The 20,985-nt window shown below is 26.8% G+C and carries 19 protein-coding genes; 10 read left to right on the top strand and 9 right to left on the bottom strand.

Annotation, left to right across the window (positions count from 1 at the left end):
* Nucleotides 1–1,857, bottom strand: a 1,857-nt coding sequence (locus tag ACERKK_RS03365; protein ID WP_373771667.1) for a DNA polymerase, incomplete at its 3' end; no start/stop codon positions are given.
* An 84-nt stretch (nucleotides 1,858–1,941) separates the two neighbouring features.
* Here ACERKK_RS03365 and kdsB point away from each other — a divergent pair.
* Together kdsB and ACERKK_RS03355 are read left to right on the top strand one after the other, a co-directional pair.
* Complete coding sequence (gene kdsB, locus ACERKK_RS03360; protein WP_373771666.1) at nucleotides 1,942–2,664, top strand: 3-deoxy-manno-octulosonate cytidylyltransferase; 723 nt, start codon at nucleotides 1,942–1,944, stop codon at nucleotides 2,662–2,664.
* A gap of 110 nt (nucleotides 2,665–2,774) precedes the next feature.
* Nucleotides 2,775–4,094, top strand: a complete 1,320-nt coding sequence (locus tag ACERKK_RS03355; RefSeq protein WP_373771665.1) for a diguanylate cyclase — start codon at nucleotides 2,775–2,777, stop codon at nucleotides 4,092–4,094.
* Between the two features lie 19 nt (nucleotides 4,095–4,113).
* Here the strand turns inward: ACERKK_RS03355 and lptB are convergent, their stop codons facing one another.
* The 4 genes from lptB to ACERKK_RS03335 are packed head-to-tail and all read right to left on the bottom strand — an operon-like array spanning nucleotide 4,114 to nucleotide 6,509.
* Nucleotides 4,114–4,836: an LPS export ABC transporter ATP-binding protein gene (lptB, locus tag ACERKK_RS03350; protein ID WP_373771664.1), complete on the bottom strand. Its 723-nt coding sequence runs from the start codon at nucleotides 4,834–4,836 to the stop codon at nucleotides 4,114–4,116.
* Nucleotides 4,829–5,245, bottom strand: a complete 417-nt coding sequence (gene tsaE, locus ACERKK_RS03345) for a tRNA (adenosine(37)-N6)-threonylcarbamoyltransferase complex ATPase subunit type 1 TsaE (RefSeq protein WP_373771663.1) — start codon at nucleotides 5,243–5,245, stop codon at nucleotides 4,829–4,831. The genes lptB and tsaE overlap by 8 nt, the downstream gene beginning before the upstream one ends.
* Nucleotides 5,246–5,266: 21 nt before the next feature.
* Entirely contained in the window at nucleotides 5,267–6,247 is a 981-nt protein-coding gene (trpD, locus tag ACERKK_RS03340; RefSeq protein WP_373771662.1) for an anthranilate phosphoribosyltransferase, read from the bottom strand.
* A gap of 13 nt (nucleotides 6,248–6,260) precedes the next feature.
* Entirely contained in the window at nucleotides 6,261–6,509 is a 249-nt protein-coding gene (locus ACERKK_RS03335) for a S4 domain-containing protein (RefSeq protein ID WP_373771668.1), read from the bottom strand.
* 176 nt (nucleotides 6,510–6,685) lie between these two features.
* Between ACERKK_RS03335 and ACERKK_RS03330 the strand changes: the two genes are divergently transcribed.
* From ACERKK_RS03330 to ACERKK_RS03305, 6 genes are all read left to right on the top strand, one after another.
* Complete coding sequence (locus ACERKK_RS03330) at nucleotides 6,686–7,927, top strand: argininosuccinate synthase (protein WP_373771661.1); 1,242 nt, start codon at nucleotides 6,686–6,688, stop codon at nucleotides 7,925–7,927.
* A 285-nt stretch (nucleotides 7,928–8,212) separates the two neighbouring features.
* Nucleotides 8,213–9,301 (top strand): M20 family metallopeptidase, encoded by a 1,089-nt coding sequence (locus ACERKK_RS03325; RefSeq protein ID WP_373771660.1) that lies wholly within the window; start codon nucleotides 8,213–8,215, stop codon nucleotides 9,299–9,301.
* A 13-nt stretch (nucleotides 9,302–9,314) separates the two neighbouring features.
* A complete protein-coding gene (locus ACERKK_RS03320) occupies nucleotides 9,315–10,217 on the top strand; it encodes a RimK family alpha-L-glutamate ligase (protein WP_373771659.1) in 903 nt (300 codons plus the stop codon).
* A 14-nt stretch (nucleotides 10,218–10,231) separates the two neighbouring features.
* The gene (locus ACERKK_RS03315) at nucleotides 10,232–11,746 is read left to right on the top strand and encodes a helix-hairpin-helix domain-containing protein (protein ID WP_373771658.1); all 1,515 of its coding nucleotides are present in this window, start codon (nucleotides 10,232–10,234) and stop codon (nucleotides 11,744–11,746) included.
* Nucleotides 11,747–11,750: 4 nt separating this feature from the next.
* On the top strand, nucleotides 11,751–14,336 hold the full coding sequence (locus ACERKK_RS03310) for a M14 family zinc carboxypeptidase (protein ID WP_373771657.1): 2,586 nt from the start codon (nucleotides 11,751–11,753) through the stop codon (nucleotides 14,334–14,336).
* A gap of 78 nt (nucleotides 14,337–14,414) precedes the next feature.
* Nucleotides 14,415–14,915, top strand: a complete 501-nt coding sequence (locus ACERKK_RS03305) for a gamma carbonic anhydrase family protein (protein ID WP_373771656.1) — start codon at nucleotides 14,415–14,417, stop codon at nucleotides 14,913–14,915.
* A gap of 25 nt (nucleotides 14,916–14,940) precedes the next feature.
* Here the strand turns inward: ACERKK_RS03305 and ACERKK_RS03300 are convergent, their stop codons facing one another.
* From ACERKK_RS03300 to recR, 4 genes are all read right to left on the bottom strand, one after another.
* Nucleotides 14,941–15,864: a dUTP diphosphatase gene (locus ACERKK_RS03300; RefSeq protein WP_373771655.1), complete on the bottom strand. Its 924-nt coding sequence runs from the start codon at nucleotides 15,862–15,864 to the stop codon at nucleotides 14,941–14,943.
* A gap of 9 nt (nucleotides 15,865–15,873) precedes the next feature.
* A complete protein-coding gene (locus ACERKK_RS03295) occupies nucleotides 15,874–17,358 on the bottom strand; it encodes an ATP-binding protein (protein ID WP_373771654.1) in 1,485 nt (494 codons plus the stop codon).
* Nucleotides 17,358–17,534 (bottom strand): uracil-DNA glycosylase, encoded by a 177-nt coding sequence (locus ACERKK_RS03290; protein ID WP_373771653.1) that lies wholly within the window; start codon nucleotides 17,532–17,534, stop codon nucleotides 17,358–17,360. Before ACERKK_RS03290 ends, ACERKK_RS03295 begins: the two co-directional genes overlap by 1 nt.
* 67 nt (nucleotides 17,535–17,601) lie before the next feature.
* Nucleotides 17,602–18,174 carry a recombination mediator RecR gene (recR, locus tag ACERKK_RS03285; RefSeq protein ID WP_373771652.1) on the bottom strand — a complete coding sequence of 191 codons (573 nt, stop codon included), beginning with the start codon at nucleotides 18,172–18,174 and terminating at the stop codon, nucleotides 17,602–17,604.
* A gap of 140 nt (nucleotides 18,175–18,314) precedes the next feature.
* On the opposite strand from recR, the gene dnaJ reads away from it, so the two are divergent.
* Nucleotides 18,315–19,442 carry a molecular chaperone DnaJ gene (gene dnaJ / locus ACERKK_RS03280; RefSeq protein ID WP_373771651.1) on the top strand — a complete coding sequence of 376 codons (1,128 nt, stop codon included), beginning with the start codon at nucleotides 18,315–18,317 and terminating at the stop codon, nucleotides 19,440–19,442.
* A gap of 68 nt (nucleotides 19,443–19,510) precedes the next feature.
* The coding region (locus tag ACERKK_RS03275) for a transporter substrate-binding domain-containing protein (protein ID WP_373771650.1) at nucleotides 19,511–20,985 on the top strand (1,475 nt) is incomplete at its 3' end.

Raw genomic sequence — 20,985 nt, 5'->3', positions numbered from 1 at the left:
TTTTATATATGTTGATTGTAGTTTATATGCTTCTCTATATTGTAATAATAAAGGAATAATTTCATGTTCATCATAAAGTTTATGTAAAACAACTTCATTTGTACTATATCCAGTTTTTGTTTTTTTAACAGATGTTAAATTTAATGTTTCAAATAATACAACTCCAAGTTGTTTAGGTGAATTAATATTGAATTCTCCCCCTGCACTTTCGTAAATTTTAGCAGTTAATTCTTGAATATGTAAACTATTGATTTTTTCTAGTTCTTTAAGTTCTTGGGTATCAACTTTTATACCATTTTCTTCCATATTAATAAGTACATTAATAAAATCAAACTCGTAATTAAATGCTAGTTGTAAAATATTTTCACTCTCTTCTTCTTTGAATCTTTTTAATTGTTCATTAAATAGTTTTAAAGTCATAACAGCATCTTCAGCCGCATAATCACAAGCACTATTTACATCTACATTTGAAAAATTTTCACCTTTTTTTACTACATCTTTAAAAGCAATCATTTTATGATTAAAATATTTATCAACTTGGAAATCTAAACCTACTTTTTCACTTGAGTCTAAAAGCCATGATAAAATCATAGTATCAGCATATAAATTTAAATCAATTGCTAAATTTTCTTTTACAATTACATAATCATATTTAAAGTTTTGAATAACTAATTTATGTGTATTTAAAATTTCAATTGCTTGTTTTGCGCAATTTTTACTTATTTGCTCTATCACACCTAAATAAAAGTGATCAATAGGTGCATAATAAGCTTTATTTTCTTCCCATGCAAATGAGAAACCAACAATTTTCGCTTTTTTAGTATCTACATCTGTTGTTTCTGTATCAAAGGCAACTATTGAATCTTTTGGAATTGATTTTACAAGTTTAATTAGTTCTTCATCATTATTTAAAAGAATATACTCTTTTTTATCTTCTGCTATTACTTTTTCAACTGGCAAATCAATAGTACCATTAGGAAGTTTTGTTTTATAATTTAAGCCATCTTTATTTACTCTATCAACTACTCTATTAAGTCCATATTCTAATAATGTATTTGAAATTCTTAGAATTGGATTTTCAAATGGCAAATGAAACTCTTCTAAATTATCAATACAATGGCAATCTTTTGATAAAGTAACTAATTGTTTTGAAATATATGCTAATTCTTTACCTTCTGTTAATAAAGTTTTCCATCTTTTTTTCTCAATATTTTCTAGATTTTCATAAATATTATCTAAATCATTATATTGTTCTATTAGCGCTTGTGCTGTTTTTGCACCAATTCCTTTTACACCTGGAACATTATCCGCGCTATCTCCTAATAATGATTGATAGTCTGTAAATTGTTCTGGATAAACTCCATATTTATCAAAACAAGTTTCTTTGTCAATAACTGATTTTTTTATTGGGTCAAATAAATAAATACCATCTTCAATAAGTTGATATAAATCTTTATCATGTGATACAATTCTAACTTCTAAATCTTTTTCTTTAGCATCTTTTGCAATTGATGCAATAATATCATCAGCTTCAAAACCTGTTCTTATAGCAGTTTTAAAATCCATTGCTTCAATCCAAGATATAGCTATTGGTAATTGTTTTAATAAATCTTCTGGAACATCTGGTCTATGTGATTTGTATTCAGTATAAATATCGCTTCTAAATGTTGGACCTTTTGCATCAAGTGCAAATACAATATAATCAGTAGTAAAATCTTTTCCGATATTTGATATAAAGTTCATAAATCCAGTTAATAATCCTGTTGGAAATCCGTCTTTTGATTTAAGAGGTGGTAGTGCATAATAACTTCTAAATAAAAATCCAAAGGTATCAATAACAGTAATAGTTTTTTTCATTCATTTCTTCTTTCATGGGCTTATTAGTGATAATATATTATAATAATGTCGCTAAAAATAAGGTTTAAAAGTTAAGGAACAAAAATGATAATTATACCTGCAAGATTAAATTCAAGTAGATTTGCAAATAAAATTTTGGTTGATATTTTGGGTTTACCAATGGTTATTAAAACTGCAAAACAAGTAAGTAGTTTAGACAAAGTAGTAATTGCTACAGATTCACAAGAAGTTATTGATTTAGCAAAAGAGCATGGGTTTGATGCAGTTTTAACTTCAAGTGCACATCAAAGTGGAACTGATAGAATTAATGAAGCTGTTAATATTCTAAATTTAGATGATGATGAGATTATTGTAAATGTTCAAGCTGATGAACCATTTATTGAAACACAAGTTGTGCAAGCTGTAATAAATAGAGTACAAACTGTAAAAGATAATAATGAAGATGTAATGATTGTTTCATGTCATAAAGAGATATCTTCTGATTTAGCAGATGATCCAAATCATGTAAAAGTTATTTTAGATGATAATTCTAATGCGATTTATTTTTCAAGAGCAAAAGTTCCTTATCATAGAGATCATTATGATAACTCTTTATATAATGGACACTTAGGAATATATGGATTTACGAAAAAATCATTAAATAATTTTTGTTTATTAAATCCTTCAAAATTAGAAACTATTGAGAAACTTGAGCAATTAAGAGCTATTGATAATGGACATACAATTGCTATGGTAAAAGTTGAATCAAAATCATTTGGAATTGATACACAAGAAGATTTAGATAATGCATTAAGAATTTTTAATTAAAAACAAACAAATAAAAAATAATTATTATAAAGTAAACATAAAGTTAAATTATGACAAAATATTGGACATTTTGACAATGCACTTGATTAAAATAAAGGCGACTTAGAATAATGAAAAAAGAAATATTAGCTGGTATCTCCATATTATATGTAGAAGATGAAAATGATGTAAGAGAATTTACATCAAAACTTTTAAGCTCGCTAGTTAAAAAAGTTTATACTGCTGAAAATGGTCTAGTTGGACTTGAAACGTTTATTGCGAATAAAGATGATATTGATTTGATTGTTACAGATATTAATATGCCTAAACTTGATGGTTTAGATATGTGTATTAAAATCAAAGAACATAATGAACATATTCCTATTGTTGTTACAAGTGCACATAATGATCCTGATTTTTTAAAAAGAGCTATAGATGTTGGTGTTAGTGCTTATGCTATGAAACCAATAGATTTATACCAATTAGTTGATAGTATTATTAAAGCTGTTGAGCCTTTAGTTTTAAAAAGAGAATTAGAAGAACTTAATATCTCACTTGAAACTAGAGTTGATCAAGAGATAAAAAAAATCAAATCAATTCTTGATGCTCAAGATAATATAGTTATGGTTATTAATAAAGAAAAAATAACGAATGTTAATAAGAAATTCTATGAATTTTTTGAAGTAGAAAGTTTAGAAGAGTTTTTTGAAGAAAATAAAATTTTCTATGATTGTTTTCAAGATCAGTATGGTTTTATTACAAAAGAAATATTAATAGCACAAGACTCTTGGATTAATTATATAAAAGATTTACAAGAAATAGATAGAGTTGTAAAAATTAGAAATAAATTTAATGTTGAACGAATTTTTGCAATTAATGTAGATAACTATGAAAATAAATTAGACTATTATGTTCTATCATTAACTGATATTACAGAACTAAAAGAAAAATCAAATTTATTAGAATACCAAGCATCTCATGATAGTTTGACAGGTCTTTACAATAGAAATAAATTTAAAGATTTATTTGGAAAAGAGTTAAGACGAGGAATTCGTTATGATAATCAACTTTCTTTGATTCTTTTTGATATTGATGATTTTAAAAAAGTAAATGATAACTGTGGCCATCAAGTTGGAGATGAAGTTCTTGTAGAGATTTCTAAACGAGTACTTTCAGGTGTTAGAGAACATGATACTGTTGTTAGATGGGGAGGAGAAGAGTTTATTATCTTACTTCCTGAAACAAATATTGATGGTGCTGTTATGGTTGCTGAAAAAATAAGATTATTAATAAGTGAAATTCCTATCTCTTCTGAAAACTTAAATATTACAGCTAGTTTTGGAATAAGTAAAATGAATGAAGATGATACTAAAGACTCTTTTATTCTTAGAGCTGATAAGGCTTTATATAAAGCCAAAGATAATGGAAAAAATCAAGTTGTAACTATCTAATATAATTACAACTTATTTGCTAAAAGTTAAAGTCTTCACCTAAATAGTGTTCTCTAACTTTTGCATCATTTTTAATTTCATTACTTGTACCACTTGCAAGTAATGCCCCTGCTTTCATTACATAAGCTCTATCACAAATTTCTAATGTTTCTCTTACATTATGATCTGTAATTAAAACCCCAATATTGATTTTTGTAAGTTGTGCAATAATTTCTTGAATATCTTTTACAGCAATTGGATCAACCCCTGCAAATGGTTCATCTAATAATAAAAATTTTGGATGAGAAACTAAAGCTCTTGCAATTTCAGTTCTTCTTCTTTCCCCACCTGAAAGTGAAACACCTTTTCTTTGTCTAATAGGTTCAATATTAAAAACTTCAAGTAATTCTTCAACTCGTTTATGTTGTTCTGCTTTATCTTTTGTAACAATTTGTGCTGCAAGCATTAAATTATCTTCTACTGATAAATCTTTGAAAATTGAAGACTCTTGAGGTAAATAACCAATTCCTTTTAAAGCTCTTTGATGTAATGGAAGAGGAGTAATATCTTTATCATCAAAATAAACTTCACCAGATGTTGGTTTAACAAGTCCACAAACTGTATAAAATGTTGTAGTTTTTCCTGCACCATTTGGTCCAAGTAAACCAACTATTTCACCTGAGTTTACTTCTAAAGAAATACCATGTAAAATTTGTGTTTTTTTAATTGATTTTGTTATGTCTTTTATTTGTAACTTATGCATGAATTTTATATTGCCTTTTATTATCACTTTTTTGAATTTCTACTAATATTACTTTATATCCATACTCTGTAAGTAAGTTCTGTAATTTTTCATCACCCCACTCTACAAAATGAATACCCTCTTTTTCAAACTCTTCAAGCATTCCTAATGATATAAACTCTTCTAAAGTTTTATTATAAATATCATAATGATAAATATCATTTGAATAAATAGATTGTAAAGAAAAAGTTGGTGAAGTTACTAAATCATCAAATCCTTTATATTTTACAAAATTTTTAACTAGTGTAGTTTTTCCACTAGCTAAATCTCCTCTTAATATAACAATTGTATCTTCATTATTAATAACATCTATTAACTCTTTTATTAATAGATTAATTTCATCTAATTTTAGTAAAAACTCTTTTTGCAAAATATACCTTGTTTTATATAATTATAATTTATTAGAAATACTAATAAGTTCTTCTAGTTTTGCTTTTGCTTTTCCGCTTAAAATAGCATCTCTTGCTATTTCAATACCATCTTTGAAATCTCTCGCTTTTTCATCAACAACTAAAGCTGCTGCTGTATTTATTAATACAATATCTAATTGCGCACCTGTAAGATTATTTGATAAAATATTTTTTGTAATATCTGCATTAAACTTAGCATCCCCACCAATAATTGCTTCTTTGGGAGCAAGTTTAAAACCATAAGCTTCAGGATCAATTTCAAAATCTTCAATTTTTCCATTAAATAAAGATGAAGCATAAGAGATATCAGATAATGATATTTCATCCATACCATCTTTTGATGAAACGATAATCGATCTTCTTGTATCTAACATATCTAAGGCATAAGCTATTTTATTTATATAAGATTTATCAAATACTCCAATCAACTGTTTTGATACAGTAGCTGGATTTGATAATGGTCCTAAAATATTAAAAATAGTTCTATGTGGGATACTTTTTCTAATAGGCATAATATATTTCATTGCTGGATGATGATTTTGTGCAAACATAAATGTAAAGCCAGTTTCTTCAAGCATTTTTGCGCTTTGTTCTAATCCTAAATTAAGATTAATACCAATAGCTTCAAGCATATCAGCACTTCCTGATTTACTTGTAATACTTCTATTTCCATGTTTTGCAACATAAGAACCACAAGAAGCCAATAGAATTGAAACTGTTGTTGAAATATTAAAAGAGTTTGATTTATCTCCACCTGTTCCACAGTTATCGATCAATTTATCTTTTAAATCATAATGAACAGGAAGAGGAATAAGATGGTCTCTCATCGCACTTGCAGCACCTGCTATCTCAGCAGCTGTTTCACCTCTTTCATATAATTCAATTAAATATTCTCTTACTTCATCTTGGCTTAATCTATTTTCAAAAATGTCATCAAATTTTAATTTTGCTGTATTAAACATTTCTTTTCCTTTATTAGTCGATTTTTTGGACATACTCTTCCATTTTCGATTTTGGAGTTGATTTAGTTAGAGGAATTTGTAGGACTTTGAATTTATCACTTTTTTCTAGATATTTAATTTCAATAATATCTCCGACCTTTACCTCTTTTGCTTTTTTAACAGCAAGATTGTTTATAAAAACAACTTTATGGCTAAGCATATCTTCAGCAACTGCTCTTCTTTTTGTAATATTTACGGCGTTTAAAAATTTATCTATTCTCATAGAGTGATTATATCTAATTAAAGATGAAATAATGATAATGATATTATTCATAAATTCTTATTTCTTCTACAATATAAAAAAATAAAATATCTTAAATTAGTATTTATAATTAAATTCATATATAAGTTTGGATATAATGTCCACCTTAAAAATAATGATAACCATAGGATATATTTATGAGTAAAAAAGATGTAAAAAAAGTAGTTCTTGCTTACAGCGGTGGGCTTGACACTTCAGTTATTTTAAAATGGCTTCAAGATGAATATAATGCAGAAGTAATCACTTTTACAGCTGATTTAGGTCAAGGTGAAGAAGTTGAACCAGCAAGAGAAAAAGCACTTGCAATGGGAATTAAACCTGAAAATATTTTTATTTTAGATATTAAAGAAGAATTCGTAAAAGATTACGTTTTCCCAATGTTTAGAGCTAATGCAATTTATGAAGGTGAATACTTATTAGGAACTTCAATTGCTAGACCTTTAATTTCAAAAAAACAAATTGAAATTGCTCACAAAATGGGTGCAGATGCTGTATCTCATGGAGCAACTGGTAAAGGAAATGATCAAGTAAGATTTGAATTAGGTTACTTAGGATTAGATTCTGAAATTACTGTTATTGCACCATGGAGAGAATGGGATTTAAATTCAAGAGAAAAATTATTATCTTATGCAAAAGATCATGGAATTAATATTGATAAAAAACATCTTGATGCAGATGGAAATCCAGCAGTAAGTCCATACTCTATGGATGCTAACCTTTTACATATTTCTTATGAAGGTTTATCTTTAGAAAATCCAAATGCAGAGCCTGAAGAAGCTATGTGGTTATGGTCAGTTTCACCTGAAAATGCACCAGATCAAGCTGAATACATCACTATTGGATATAAAAATGGTGATCCAATTTCAATTAATGGTGAAGAAATGTCACCTGCTACTATTTTAAAAACATTAAATGAATATGGTAATAAACATGGTATTGGAAGAATTGATATTGTAGAAAATAGATATGTTGGAATGAAAGCTAGAGGTTGTTATGAAACTCCAGGTGGAACTATCATGTTAAAAGCTCACAGAGCAATTGAATCAATTACTTTAGATAGAGAAGCTGCACACTTAAAAGATGAGTTAATGCCAAGATATGCTAAGTTAATCTACCAAGGTTACTGGTTCTCACCTGAGAGAGAAATGCTACAAGCTTCAATTGATTCAACTCAAAAAAATGTTGAAGGTACAGTTAAATTAAAACTTTACAAAGGAAATGTAATTGTAGTTGGAAGAGAATCTGAAAAATCTCTATTCTCAGAAGCTCACTCTACATTTGAAGAAGATGAAGTTTATAATCAAAAAGATGCAGAAGGATTTATTAGATTAAATGCTTTAAGATTCATCATTGCTGGTCAAACTCAAAACAAAAAATAATTTAAAAAAAGGAATAATATTATATTATTCCTTTTTTACTCTCTTTGTAAAATCACTATTTAAATTTTTAAACTCAATATAAAAAATCAAACAATAATCATACTAATTTACTCATGTATATTACTTACTCGAACTTTATAAAAACATTATAAAATAACACCAAAAAGAACCATTTTATAACATATTTATGATACACTTTATTAATTAAATTACGTACAAAATTATGTGTCCAAATTGGAACCGTTTTAATGTAATATTTTTAATAAATTATTATATGGAATTATAATGGGATATTTAAAAAACTTAGAAGAAATTGTAAATATTAATTCTTACACAAAAAATAAATTAGGTGTAGATAATGTAGGAAACTATATGTCCACTTGGCTTTTAGAACTTGGATTTAAACAAAGTGTTTATAAAAGAGAATTAATAGGTAATCATTTACTTTTTTCTTCACAAAAACATGATGGTCTAAAAATTCTATTATTAGGACATAACGATACTGTCTTTCCTCCTAATACATTTGAGGGATTTGCAGAAGATGATTTATGGGTTTATGGTCCAGGAGTTTGCGATATGAAAGGTGGGAATATTGTTGCTTTAGAGTCTTTACGAAATCTATATAAAAAAAATAAAACTATTTTTAATATAGATTTTTTACTAGTTTCAGATGAAGAAACAGGAAGTGATGATTCTAAGCATTTAACTTCTTCTTTAGCATCTAACTATGATTTATGTTTTGTATTTGAAGCAGCTGGTGAGAATTTAGAAATAGTAACAGGACGAAAAGGTGTTGGAACATTTACTATTTATATTGAAGGACTTGCTGCACATGCTGGAACTTCGTATCTAAAAGGAATTGATGCAAATCTTGAAGCTTCTTATAAATTACAAAAGTTATCTGCACTTACAAATATTGATATTGGAACAACAGTAAATATTGGAAAAATAACTGGTGGGATTGGTGCAAATACTATTTCTCCTTCGTGTGAATTATTAATAGAACTTAGATTTTCAACTAATGAAGAAAAAGAAAGATTATTAAATTCATTAGTAGAGATTGTTAATACTTCTTATGTAAAAGGTTCAAAATCACATATTGAAGGTTCAATACAACGTGATGTAATGGAAACAAATGAATCTCAACTACTATTAATTAAAAAGTTAGAAGAGATTACAGAAAGTAAGATTTTAAGTGAAAAAAGAGGTGGAGTTAGTGATGCAAATATTGTTTCATCATGTGGTGTTACTACATTAGATGGATTTGGGCCTTTTGGTGATGGGGATCATACGAAAAAAGAAAGAGCTTTAAAAAGTTCATTTGATCAAAGAATAGAAATGATGACAAAGATTTTAGAATCTTTTCAAAAATAAGTTAGGAGAAAGTATGTCAAGAAGAGAAATTGGTATGTGGTTATACCAAAATGGTGGTGGAGATAAAATCCAAGATAAGTTAATATCTAAATTAAGGGATAGAGAAATTAATGTTACTGCAAATATTAATTTACGTGATGCAATAGCTAAAAATTCACATATTATTCACAATGGTAAAAAACTTGATAAGTTAGATTTATTCTTTTCTTATAACGCTGGTGAACAAACTCAATATCAAATGTATTTAGCAAAAGCATTAAGTCGTATAGTACCTATGATTAATAATTTCGATGCATTTGAATTAACAGAAGATAAATTCCAAACATCATACCTTTTAAGAAAAAATGGTGTTCAAACTGCTGACTATAAACTTTGTCATAGAGATGATACTCATCATTTAAAAAGTATTATGAAAAAATGGGACAAAATGGTTTATAAACCAACTGATGGTTGGGGTGGTGTTGGACTAACAAAAATTGAAAACCAAGAAACATTAGATATGTTAATGCCATTTTTAAATCATATGGATTTAAGATATTTTTATGTAGAGAAGTTTATTGATTATGATAATACTGATTATAGAGTTGATATTGTAGACGGTAAATTTGTTGGATGTTATGGTAGAAAAGCTGGAGGTGCAGATTGGCGAACTAATGTTACAAGTGGTGGAAGTGTTTTCTTAAGAGAGCCAAATGATGAAGTAGTAAACTTAGCACTTAAAGCTACAAAAATCACAGGATTAGATATTGCAGGTGTTGATATTATTTATGATAGAAAGAAAGAAGAGTATATTGTTTTAGAAGTAAATGGAATACCTGCTTTTGCAACACCAGAACAAGAAAAACTTGGATTAGATTTCAATGATAGAAAAATTGATTTAATAGTAGATTTAATTGATAGAAAAACAACAAAATAGATAAAAGGAAAAAAATGAGTAAATTACCAAAAGTAGGATTTTTATATCTTGATTACGTTCTTAGATTTTTTGATTATTCAAATTTCAAAGGTTGGCCAGAAAAAATTGAAGAGGTTACGTACCATTGGGGAAATGATAAAAAAAGATTTATAAAAGAAGTAAAGGCAAAGAAAATTGATATTTTACTTGGGAATATTCCATCAACTGCTTATGAAACTTTTAGGGAAATTGCAAAAGAGCTTCCTCATGTTAGATTTGTACCATCTTTAGAAACACAGTTTGCAAATAAATCAAAAGAGAATGTTACACTTTTTTGTAAAAAACATGATGTTTCAATACCAAAAACAAAAATATTTCATAATAATAAAGAAAAAGCATATAAATATTTAAAAGAAAAAGCAACATATCCACAAATTATCAAAAAAAGTTATGGACCATCAAATTATGGTGGTTATTATGTACATAAAGCAGATAATTTTAAAGAAGCTTATGATTTATTAGAAAAAGAAAAATATGACCCTATTTATACTCAAAATGGAATTGATTTAAAGTATTCAGGTGATATTAGAGTTATGTTAATTGGTCATAAACCTGTTTGTGCATTCTGGAGATTTTCAGGTAAAGGTGAATGGATTACAAATACTTCACAAGGTGGAACAATGTCTTATGAAAAAGTTCCAATGAATGCTTTAGAACTAGCAGTAAAAGCAAGTAAGGCAGCAAAAGCTGAATACTGGGCTTGTGATATTGCAATTGATGCAAATGATGATAAGCCATATATATTAGAGTGTGCAACTGCATTTGCAGCATTTCCATATATTAGAGATTGGATTTGTCAATATTTAATGTGGGATTTCTCAAATGGTAAATTCCCAAAACCTCATGTTCCTTTATATTCATGGGAAGAGTTAGGAAAAATTGATTCATCATTATTACGAACAATGAGACATATTGGTTTTAGTAAATATAAACCATCTTTTGATGGTGCATACTTTGTAAATGATAGAAATGGTTCTTTTGATATGGAAAAAACACTTTTAAGTCATCCAAGTGATTTCCCAGAAGAGTTTTCTGCTGAACTTTTACTAACAAATGATAATAAAAAAGAAAAAGAAGAAGATAATAAATCAAAACTTGATGAAATTATTAATAAAATTAATTTTAATACAGCAACATTAACAGATATTTTAACTCTTCATGGAATGGAAGATGAATTAGCACTTGAAATATACGAATATGCAAAAGAAAATATTATTACAGATATAAGTGATTTATTTGATTTAGAATCAGTAGATGCACATATGGCAAGTATTTGGACTGAAAGTATAGATGATATGAGAATTGATATTAATAGTGCTGATGAAGCTACATTGAAAAAGATTAAAGGGATTGGTTCAAAACTTGCAAACATTATTTTAGATTATCGAGAAGATAATGAATTTGTAAATATTGAACAATTAAAAGAGATAGAAGGAATTGGTGCTAATAAATTTGCACAACTAAAATCTAGATTAAAAATAGGAGAATAATTCTTTGAAACAACTATATAAATCGTATGATGAATCAAGCGATATTTTTAAAGAATTCCAAACAAAATATCCTAAGTACTTTAAGATTGAATCTATTGGTGAAACTTGGGAAAAAAGAGATATAAATTTAATTACAATCTCAAAAGATATTAAGAGTGCAGATAAAAAACCTGCACTTTTTTTTACAGGAACAATTCATGCACGTGAATGGGTTGGACATGAATTAGGAATTGAATTTGCTACATATATTTTAGAACACTTAGATACAGACCCTACTTTACAAACTTATTTAGAAAATTCTACTATCTACATGGTACCTTGTGCTAATCCAGATGGTTATGAGTATTCAAGAACACACTTTTCATTTTGGAGAAAAAATAGAAGACAAAATGTAGATGGCACTTATGGGGTTGATTTAAATAGAAACTTTCCTATTGGATTTGTAAGCTCAACTGCACCAATTTCTAATGTATATGGAGGTCCTGAGCCTTTTTCTGAACCTGAAACTAGAGCTTTAAGAGATTTTGTAGAAGCTCATAACAATATCACTATTGCACTTGATTATCATAGTCAAGGAAATGTTTTTTTTCCTGCACATGATTTTAGACATGAAGATACAATTGATACAACAGATATGAATACTTTATGTGCAAATATGGCAGAAGAGATTAGAAAAATTTCAGGTCGTGAATATGGAATACATCAAGGTAAACCACCTGCAAAACTTATTTCTGGAAGTGGGCGAGAATTTTATTATTCAAAAGGAATTATCTCATCAGTTGTAGAAGTAGGAACTAGAAATATTTCTGATTATATGGATGATATGAATGAGAACTTAAGAGAGCATATACCAGCACTATTAGCAGCACTTAGTGAAACTCCAAACTATTGTAAAGATAATAGTGTAAAAAGAGTAAACTCATTTGAAGTTAAAGATATTGGCTCAAACCATGTAAAATTATTTTGGGATTATGAAAAAAACAATGATACTTTTTTTGAAATATATAGAAGTTTAAGTGATAAATCATTTTGTAATACAGCAAATTTAATTGCACAAACACAAAGTTTAGAGTTTAATGATATTAATTTACAAAGTAATACGGATTATTTTTATAATATAAGAGTTGTTGATAAAAAAACAAATAGAAAATCACCTTTTTATCCACAAATAAAAGTAAGAACAATTTTAGAATATAATGAATTTAGTAGAACTTATTATGCAAGTGCTCAAACAACTGGTTATGTTTCTGAAAATATAAACAATAACAGTACACATTTTGGAGTGAACTCTCTTTTTGTTGGAGTTGATGATAATAAAGGTATTTCTTATTCTATTGTAACAATAAATGTAAAATCATTACCTATTGATGCTTTAATTGAATCAGCAACTTTTTTACTATATCCAATTAATAGAGTTTCAACAACAATTGAAAAGTATGGTGAATGGAATGTAGGAATTGTAAATCAAGAAACAATGGGTGATATTACAAATTTTGATGATGTAGATAATATGGAAATTGTAAATTATGTAGGAAGACCTACTGAATCTCATCAATTAACACAAGGAATTTGGAGAACGTGGACACTATCTGCAATGGAGTGTGATTTTTTAAAAAAGTATATTCTTGATGATACAATAACGCTAAGAATAGAAGGGCCTAAAGAGCTTAAAATTGGTAGAAATAAACAAGTAATGCAATGGGATATTGGATATGGTAGATTTGGATTTGGTTTATCTTATAGGCCAAGACTTGAATTAACATATACTTTAAAACCAACTGTTACAAAGTTATATCCAAAAGAAGTATCAACTGTTAGTAAAGATGGTGTAAAAAATGGAGAAATTTCTGCTGGTTTTGATGAAAATGGTGCAAAGATATATTCAACTTTTGAATTCAATTTATCATCACTACCTCCATATAATGATACTTTTATTACAAAAGCATATTTTGAATTAAATTCAAAAAAGATTTATATAAAAGATGATATTCGATTCCATTTAGAGTTTGTAGATGAAAGTATTGATAAAAACTATGAGAGTATTACAAATAGAGAAGTTATACAAAATATAGGATTTGATATTAGTGCAAATGAATTAAAGAATAATCAAACACAATACTTTGTTTTTGATACTTTTGCTGAAAAAATATTAAATGAAAAATTAGAAAAAAAATCTGATATTTCTTTTGTTTTAAAGCCTACTTCATCAAGAAAAAGTATAAAAGATAAAAATATTTCTTGGGAAATGGAAAATAAATCTTTATATCCAAAACTAATACTTGAGCATATTCCAAAAAGACGATTTGCAGTTGAGCAAGTTTTGGATGCAAAATTAGCAAGTGAAAATAATAAAATAAAATTAACATGGGCAAATCCTGAAAATCTTGATTTTGTTGGTGTAAAAGTTATTAAAAATGCATTTAGAAAGCCTCTATCTCCTCAAGATGGACAAAAACTTTATGCGGGTACTGATACTTATACTTTTGATGATTTTGGTGCTAAAGATATAAATAAGTATTATGCAATTTTTACTTATGATGATGTTCCAAATTACTCAGAACCAATAATTTTAGAATATAAAACAAAATAGATTTTAATATATTGGCCCTACTTGCAATTTTAAATCCTACTAGATATAATATTTGAAATAATATTTATAGGATTTAAAATGATATTAAAATTTAAAGAACAATATCCACAAATTAATAATACAGCTTGGGTTGCTCCAAGTGCAGATGTTATTGGTGAAGTTACACTTGGTGAAAACTCTTCTATTTGGTTTCAATGTGTACTTAGAGCTGATATAAATAAAATTAGTATTGGTAAAAATTCAAATATACAAGATTTATCAATGATTCATTCAGATACAGATTCTCCTACAATAATTGGGGATAATGTAACAATTGGACATAAAGTAATGTTACATGGTTGTGTTATTGAAGATAACTGTTTAATAGGAATGAGTGCTACAATCTTAGATAATGCAGTAATTGGTAAGGGGTCAATCGTAGGTGCTAATTCTTTAGTTACAAGTGGAAAAGTTTTTCCTCCTAATTCTTTAATTATGGGAAGTCCTGCAAAAGTTGTTAAGCAAATAAGTAGTGATGAAGAAGATGCTTTAGTAAAACATGCTTTACACTATGTAGATTATAAAAACGATTATTCTTAGAAAATAAACCTAGAAAATTCTAGGTTTATTTACATTTATTGTAAGATTCTTTTAATTGAGCATATAAAATATCAAAACTAACATCATCCATAGTTTCTAAAATTTCAACCATAACAACGTTATCTTCTTGTCCATTCCATATTTTAATATAAGTACCCTCTTTATATCCATGGTCTTGTCTAAATTGATTTAAACAGTTTTTACCAATATAAAGTTTTTGCATCCAATTGAAGCTAAGACCTGATACTTTACAACATCTAAAGAATTGTTCAATAAATCTTTCAATTCCTGAAAATGATGGCATATTTCCTGTTTGAATAGCAAGTGCAATATAAGATAATTTTTCAGTTTCTGTAATCATATCTTTTATTACAATTTCTTTATTTGCTTCAAAAATACAATGAGCATTTACTAAAGATACTGCTTTTGGAACATTTGTTTCTTGTAAAATATAAGACATTAAAAAGTGCCAAATATCAACAAGTTCTACATGAATATTACCCATATCAGCTTCTGCATTAATTGCTTTCCAATGTTTCCAAGGAGTTGAATCAATTAATTCAGCAGCTTCCATATGAATACATCTTAACCAATTAATTTCTTTATCAAATTTATTTGTTCCTAGTTCCCAGTTTTTACCATTTGTTGAGTCATTTAGCTTTTTTTGTAATAAAAACATCTCTTCTAATTTATAAGGGAAAGATGAAACTTCTTCTAGAAGTGTAGCAAGAGGTAAACACTCCTCAACTAAGTTATCTAAAGTACTATTTTTGCATAGTGCTTTTTCACCTTTTAATAAATGCAAAAGTACAGATACCACGTGAGGTACTTGATTTCTTTCTTTCCATTGTAAAACTTCTTCTGTCGTAACACCAATATATTTTATAAAATCTTCCATTGACGAAAAGTCTAATGATTCTATACTTTCTTTAAAATCTTTATATAACAAATTATTCTCCTATTGTTCTAAAGGTAATTTCATAGTAAATTTTGCTCCAATATCAGTATTGCATACTAATAATTGTCCATTGCTATGTTGGTTAACTATGGTTTGACTCATATATAAACCTAAACCTGTTCCATTTTTATTTGATTTTGTTGAAAAATATGGTTCAAATATTCTTCCAATAATATCTTCTTTAATACCGCCACCATTATCTTCTATTTCTATATAAACATAATTATTTTTACTAAATGTTCTAATATTTATAATTTTAATTTTGTTTTTTTTTATTGCATCTTTTGAATTATTGATTATATTGATTAATACCTGTATTATTTCATTACGAAAAATCGAAATTTTATAATCACAAGAATTTTCAATATTTATAATAATATTTTCAATTTTAATCATATATGCTAGAAATTCTAAAGCTTTATTAATAACTGTACTTATTAAAACAAGCTCTTTTTCTTTATTTGGCTTAAAATAATCTATAAAGTCATCAATTGTTTGTGACATATATTCAAGCTGTGAACTAATTTCATTTATTACTTCATCAAGTAATTCATCAGAAATTTTACCTTCAATTATTTTTGTTAAAGGTAATTTTTGAATATAAATAGAAACAGCTTGTAAAGGTTGTCGCCATTGATGTGCAATCATTGATATAAGTTCACCCATTGCAGCAGATTTTGATTGTTCTACTAATAAACTTTGTTGATTTTTTAACTTTTTAGTAGAAGTTATATCTTGTCCTATTGCATCGTAACTAACTATACGCCCAATATTATCAAAATTTGGATGAATAGTAGTTTCAAGCCAGTAGGTATCTGCATTTTTCTTTTGATTTTTGATTTCACCCTGCCAAATTTTATTTGATATTAGTGTTTTTTTAATATCTTCATAAAAATTATCTTCAGTATCTGGATGTTTTGTAATATTAAATGACTGTCCTATTAATTCATTTTTTGTATATCCTGATAACTCACAAAATGCACTTGAAACTTTTATTATATTTCCATTTGCATCTGATTTTGACATAATTACATACTTATCAATTAAATCATTTGATTTAAAATAAGCATTTTGTAAATCTTCTAAGTTCTTAGAATAAACAGATAAAACATTTTGAAAATCTTTTTCAAAGTGTGAATTTATTTCATTAATTAGCTCACTTGTTTGAATATTTAGTTCAAAAATACGTTTTATAAGTGCTTTTTTTAATGAAAAAAACAATATAAATAAATCTGAAATTGAAATTTGATGAGTATTTAAATATTTAATAAACCCAATTATAATAGGATTATCAAGAATTATTCTATTCTGTTTTATCATATAAATATGATGTTCCATAATACTTTGTGTGTATTTATTTATTAAATGTTCTTTATTTATTGAATATTTATTTAAGACATTTATTAAATCTTGATCTTCAATCCAATATTTACAAATTTCTGATTTATTATTTTCTATTACTTTAATATAGTTTTTTAAAGTCATTAATTTTGAGTGTTTTTTTGTTTAAAAAAACTACAATCTTGATTGCTACTTCTTTTTACAACAACAGAAGGAATCGTTTTAGATTTAAATCCATAAGCATTACATCCATGAGGGTTTGCAGGTTCCCATGTAACATAATAATACTGGCATTTTTGGCATACTATTCTATTATTCATAAAGGAATTTTATCAAAAATAAATAAATATTTGTTTAATTAAACAAATATTTATTTTTATGATTTTTTTATATTGATACTTTACTTTGAATAGCTTTTGAAAGAGAAAGAATATCTACATTTTCTAAGCTTACACCAGTTGGTACACCTTGTGCAATTTTTGAGAATCTTATATCTTTTGTTTTTAATTTATCTTCAATATATAAGATAAATGCATCATTTGCAATTGATGGAGTTATAGCAAAAAGAATTGTTTCAACTTCATTTTCATCAACAAAGTTAATAAGTGCATCTAATGCCTCTTGGTCTAACTCTTCTATTACAAAATATTTACCATCAAATTGTTTTGAATCTTCTATAATAAAGATATCTTTTGCACTTTGAACAATACATAAAGTAGTATTATCTCTTGAATCATCTAAGCAAAATTCACAAATTTCATGCTCACTCATTGATCCACATTTTACACATTTTGTGATATTTTTTAGTGCATTTTCAATTGTATGTGCTATTTTTATTCCACAATAATTGTCATTCATTACAATATGATATGCTAATCTTAGTGCTGATTTTTTACCAATAGTTGGTAACGATTCGAAAGCTTCTACAAGCTCATAAAATTTTTCTAGGCCTTTTTTCATAAAGCGATTGTATCTAATATTTATATTAATTTTCATAAAGTGATACAAATATCATTTAATATAATTCATTAACAATTTATAAAAATTTAGATAAAATCGCGAAACATTAAAATATTATATATTATTTAGGAGATATAAAATTGACTGAAATTGATTATTATGAACTATTAGAAGTAAGTAGAGACGCTGATAAAAGTACAATAAAAAAAGCTTACAGAAAAATGGCAATGAAGTATCACCCAGATAAAAATCCTGGGGATCATGAAGCTGAGGAATCATTTAAAGCAGTAAATGAAGCTTATCAGGTATTAAGTGATGAAGATAAAAGATCAATTTACGATAGATATGGAAAAGCTGGCCTAGAAGGTCATGGACAAAGAAGTAGCGGATTTGGTGCAGGTGGATTTGATGATTTAAGTTCAGTATTTGAAGATATGTTTGGTTCTGCTTTTGGTGGTGGAGGAAGATCTTCAAGACAAAGAAAATCTTACAACTATAATTTAGATGTTGCAGTTGAAGTTCAATTAGAGTTCAATGAAGCTATTTTTGGTTGTAAAAAAGAGATTGATTACAAATATAAAACAGCTTGTAAGCCTTGTAAAGGTACAGGTGCTAAAGATGGAAAACTTTCAACTTGTAAAACTTGTGCAGGTCAAGGTCAAGTTCACTCAAGACAAGGTTTTATGACATTTGCACAAACTTGTCCTACTTGTCAAGGATCAGGTCAAGCTGTTAATACTTCATGTAAAAAATGTTCAGGAACTGGATATGATGAAGTTAAAGATTCATTTAAAGTAGATATTCCAGAAGGTGTAAATGATGGAATGAGAATCAGAGTATCAAATAAAGGAAATATTGCTCCTGATGGTACAAGAGGAGATTTATACTTACAAATTTCTGTAAGAGATGATGCTCATTTTGTTAGACATGATGATGATATTTATTATGAAGCTCCAATTTTCTTCACTCAAGTAGCACTTGGTGGAAAACTTAAAATTCCAGGATTAAGAGGCGAATTAGAATTAGATATTCCAATTGGTGCAAAAGATAAACAACAAATCACTTTTAGAGGTGAAGGTGTTAAATCTGTACAAGGTCATGGAAAAGGTAATTTAATTGTTCAAATTAAAATTGAATACCCTAAAGATATAAATAGCGAACAAAAAGAGCTATTAGAAAAACTACAAGAAAGCTTTGGTGTGGAAAGTAAACCACATGAAACTAGTTTTGAAGGTATGTTTGACAAAGTTAAGAAGTGGTTCTCATAATTTAATCTACTCTTTCAACCTTGTCATAGTATAATATTAAAAATTTAACTATGACAAGGTTTACCTTAATGAAAAAAATATTCATACTGATATTTTTACTTTTCTCTTTTTCATTTTCAAATAACAATTTAAATTTAACAACAGAAGAAATACAATTTATCAAGCAAAACCCTACTATTAATGTGGGTGCAGAAACAGACTGGCCTCCTTTTGACTTTGTGGAAAATGGTAGGTATACAGGTATCGCAAAAGAGTACTTAACTCTTATTGAAAAATCAACAGGTTTAAAATTTAACTATGTGTTTGGTTATTCATGGGATCAATTATTATCTTTAACAAAAGAAAAAAAATTAGATTTATTACCTATTCTTGCAAAAACAGAAGATAGAGAAAAATATCTTTTATACACAGATAAAAGCTACATTAGTATTCGAGATTATCTTTTTTCTTCATCAAATAAATTTAATTCACTAGATGAGCTAAATGGCAAAACATTAGCTGTTCCTGCTGGTTATGTTCAAGAGGAATTTCTAAAAAAGAATTATCCTAAAATAAAAATCATTTTTGTAAAAGATGTATTACAAGGAATTGATTATGTGATATTAAATAAAGTTGATGCACTAATATCAAATATTGCATTAGTTGATTATCTTACAAAAAAACATAACCTTACAGGTATAAATGCACAATTTGCTTTAAATAAAAATGATAATTTATATATGGCTTTTAGAGATGACTACCCTATTTTAAAAAGTATAATTCAAAAAGCATTAGCAAATATCACTCAAATTGAAAAAAATAATATATCTGATAAATTTCTTGTAACTCTTCATGATGATGAGCATTTTATTTTTACCAATAAAGAGTTGGAATTTATAAAAAACAATAAAAAAATATATATAGCAAATGAACTTGATTGGATTCCTTACGATTATAATGAAAATGGTGTAGCTAAGGGATATATTATTGATTATACAAAATTGCTTTTTTCTAAAATAGGAATGGAGCCTATTTTTATTACAGATACTTGGCAAAATATTATGAAAAAATTTAAAAACAATGATATAAATCTACTTCCAGTTGTTTCATATAATAAAAAAAGAGAAGAAATTCTTAACTTTTCAGATGCATATTTACAACAAGAATTTTCAATTATTACAAAATCTTCACGTTTTGATATAATAAATTTTGATGATTTAAAAGGTAAAAAATTAGGATTAATAAAATCATGGAATAGTACAAAAATCATAAAAGAGAATTATCCAGATATAAATATAGTAGAGTTTGATAATGTAAAAGATACATTTGATGCAGTTAAGAACAATATAATTGATGCAACTATTCAAAATAGTATTCTTTCAAGCTTTTATATAAAAAAAGATTACAATGAAGTTCTAAAAAATGATGCAACAGTTAGAATAAAAAACTTCGATACAAGTCTTTATATGGGTGTAAATAAAGATAAACCTATATTAAAAGATCTTATTAATAAATCAATGAAACAAATCTCAAGACAAGAGATGAAAACATTAAATAACAAATG

It is taken from the genome of Poseidonibacter sp., assembly GCF_041821165.1.
GTDB lineage: Bacteria > Campylobacterota > Campylobacteria > Campylobacterales > Arcobacteraceae > Poseidonibacter.
This window is presented reverse-complemented; position numbering and strand designations above follow the sequence as displayed.

Bases quoted from the DNA above. Each gene is read 5' to 3' on its own strand.
- kdsB (WP_373771666.1), top strand. From the start codon at position 1,942: ATGATAATTATACCTGCAAGATTAAATTCAAGTAGATTTGCAAATAAA.
- ACERKK_RS03355 (WP_373771665.1), top strand. From the start codon at position 2,775: ATGAAAAAAGAAATATTAGCTGGTATCTCCATATTATATGTAGAAGAT.
- lptB (WP_373771664.1), bottom strand. From the start codon at position 4,836: ATGCATAAGTTACAAATAAAAGACATAACAAAATCAATTAAAAAAACA.
- trpD (WP_373771662.1), bottom strand. From the start codon at position 6,247: ATGTTTAATACAGCAAAATTAAAATTTGATGACATTTTTGAAAATAGA.
- ACERKK_RS03335 (WP_373771668.1), bottom strand. From the start codon at position 6,509: ATGAGAATAGATAAATTTTTAAACGCCGTAAATATTACAAAAAGAAGA.
- ACERKK_RS03330 (WP_373771661.1), top strand. From the start codon at position 6,686: ATGAGTAAAAAAGATGTAAAAAAAGTAGTTCTTGCTTACAGCGGTGGG.
- ACERKK_RS03325 (WP_373771660.1), top strand. From the start codon at position 8,213: ATGGGATATTTAAAAAACTTAGAAGAAATTGTAAATATTAATTCTTAC.
- ACERKK_RS03320 (WP_373771659.1), top strand. From the start codon at position 9,315: ATGTCAAGAAGAGAAATTGGTATGTGGTTATACCAAAATGGTGGTGGA.
- ACERKK_RS03315 (WP_373771658.1), top strand. From the start codon at position 10,232: ATGAGTAAATTACCAAAAGTAGGATTTTTATATCTTGATTACGTTCTT.
- ACERKK_RS03305 (WP_373771656.1), top strand. From the start codon at position 14,415: ATGATATTAAAATTTAAAGAACAATATCCACAAATTAATAATACAGCT.
- ACERKK_RS03295 (WP_373771654.1), bottom strand. From the start codon at position 17,358: ATGACTTTAAAAAACTATATTAAAGTAATAGAAAATAATAAATCAGAA.
- ACERKK_RS03290 (WP_373771653.1), bottom strand. From the start codon at position 17,534: ATGAATAATAGAATAGTATGCCAAAAATGCCAGTATTATTATGTTACA.
- recR (WP_373771652.1), bottom strand. From the start codon at position 18,174: ATGAAAAAAGGCCTAGAAAAATTTTATGAGCTTGTAGAAGCTTTCGAA.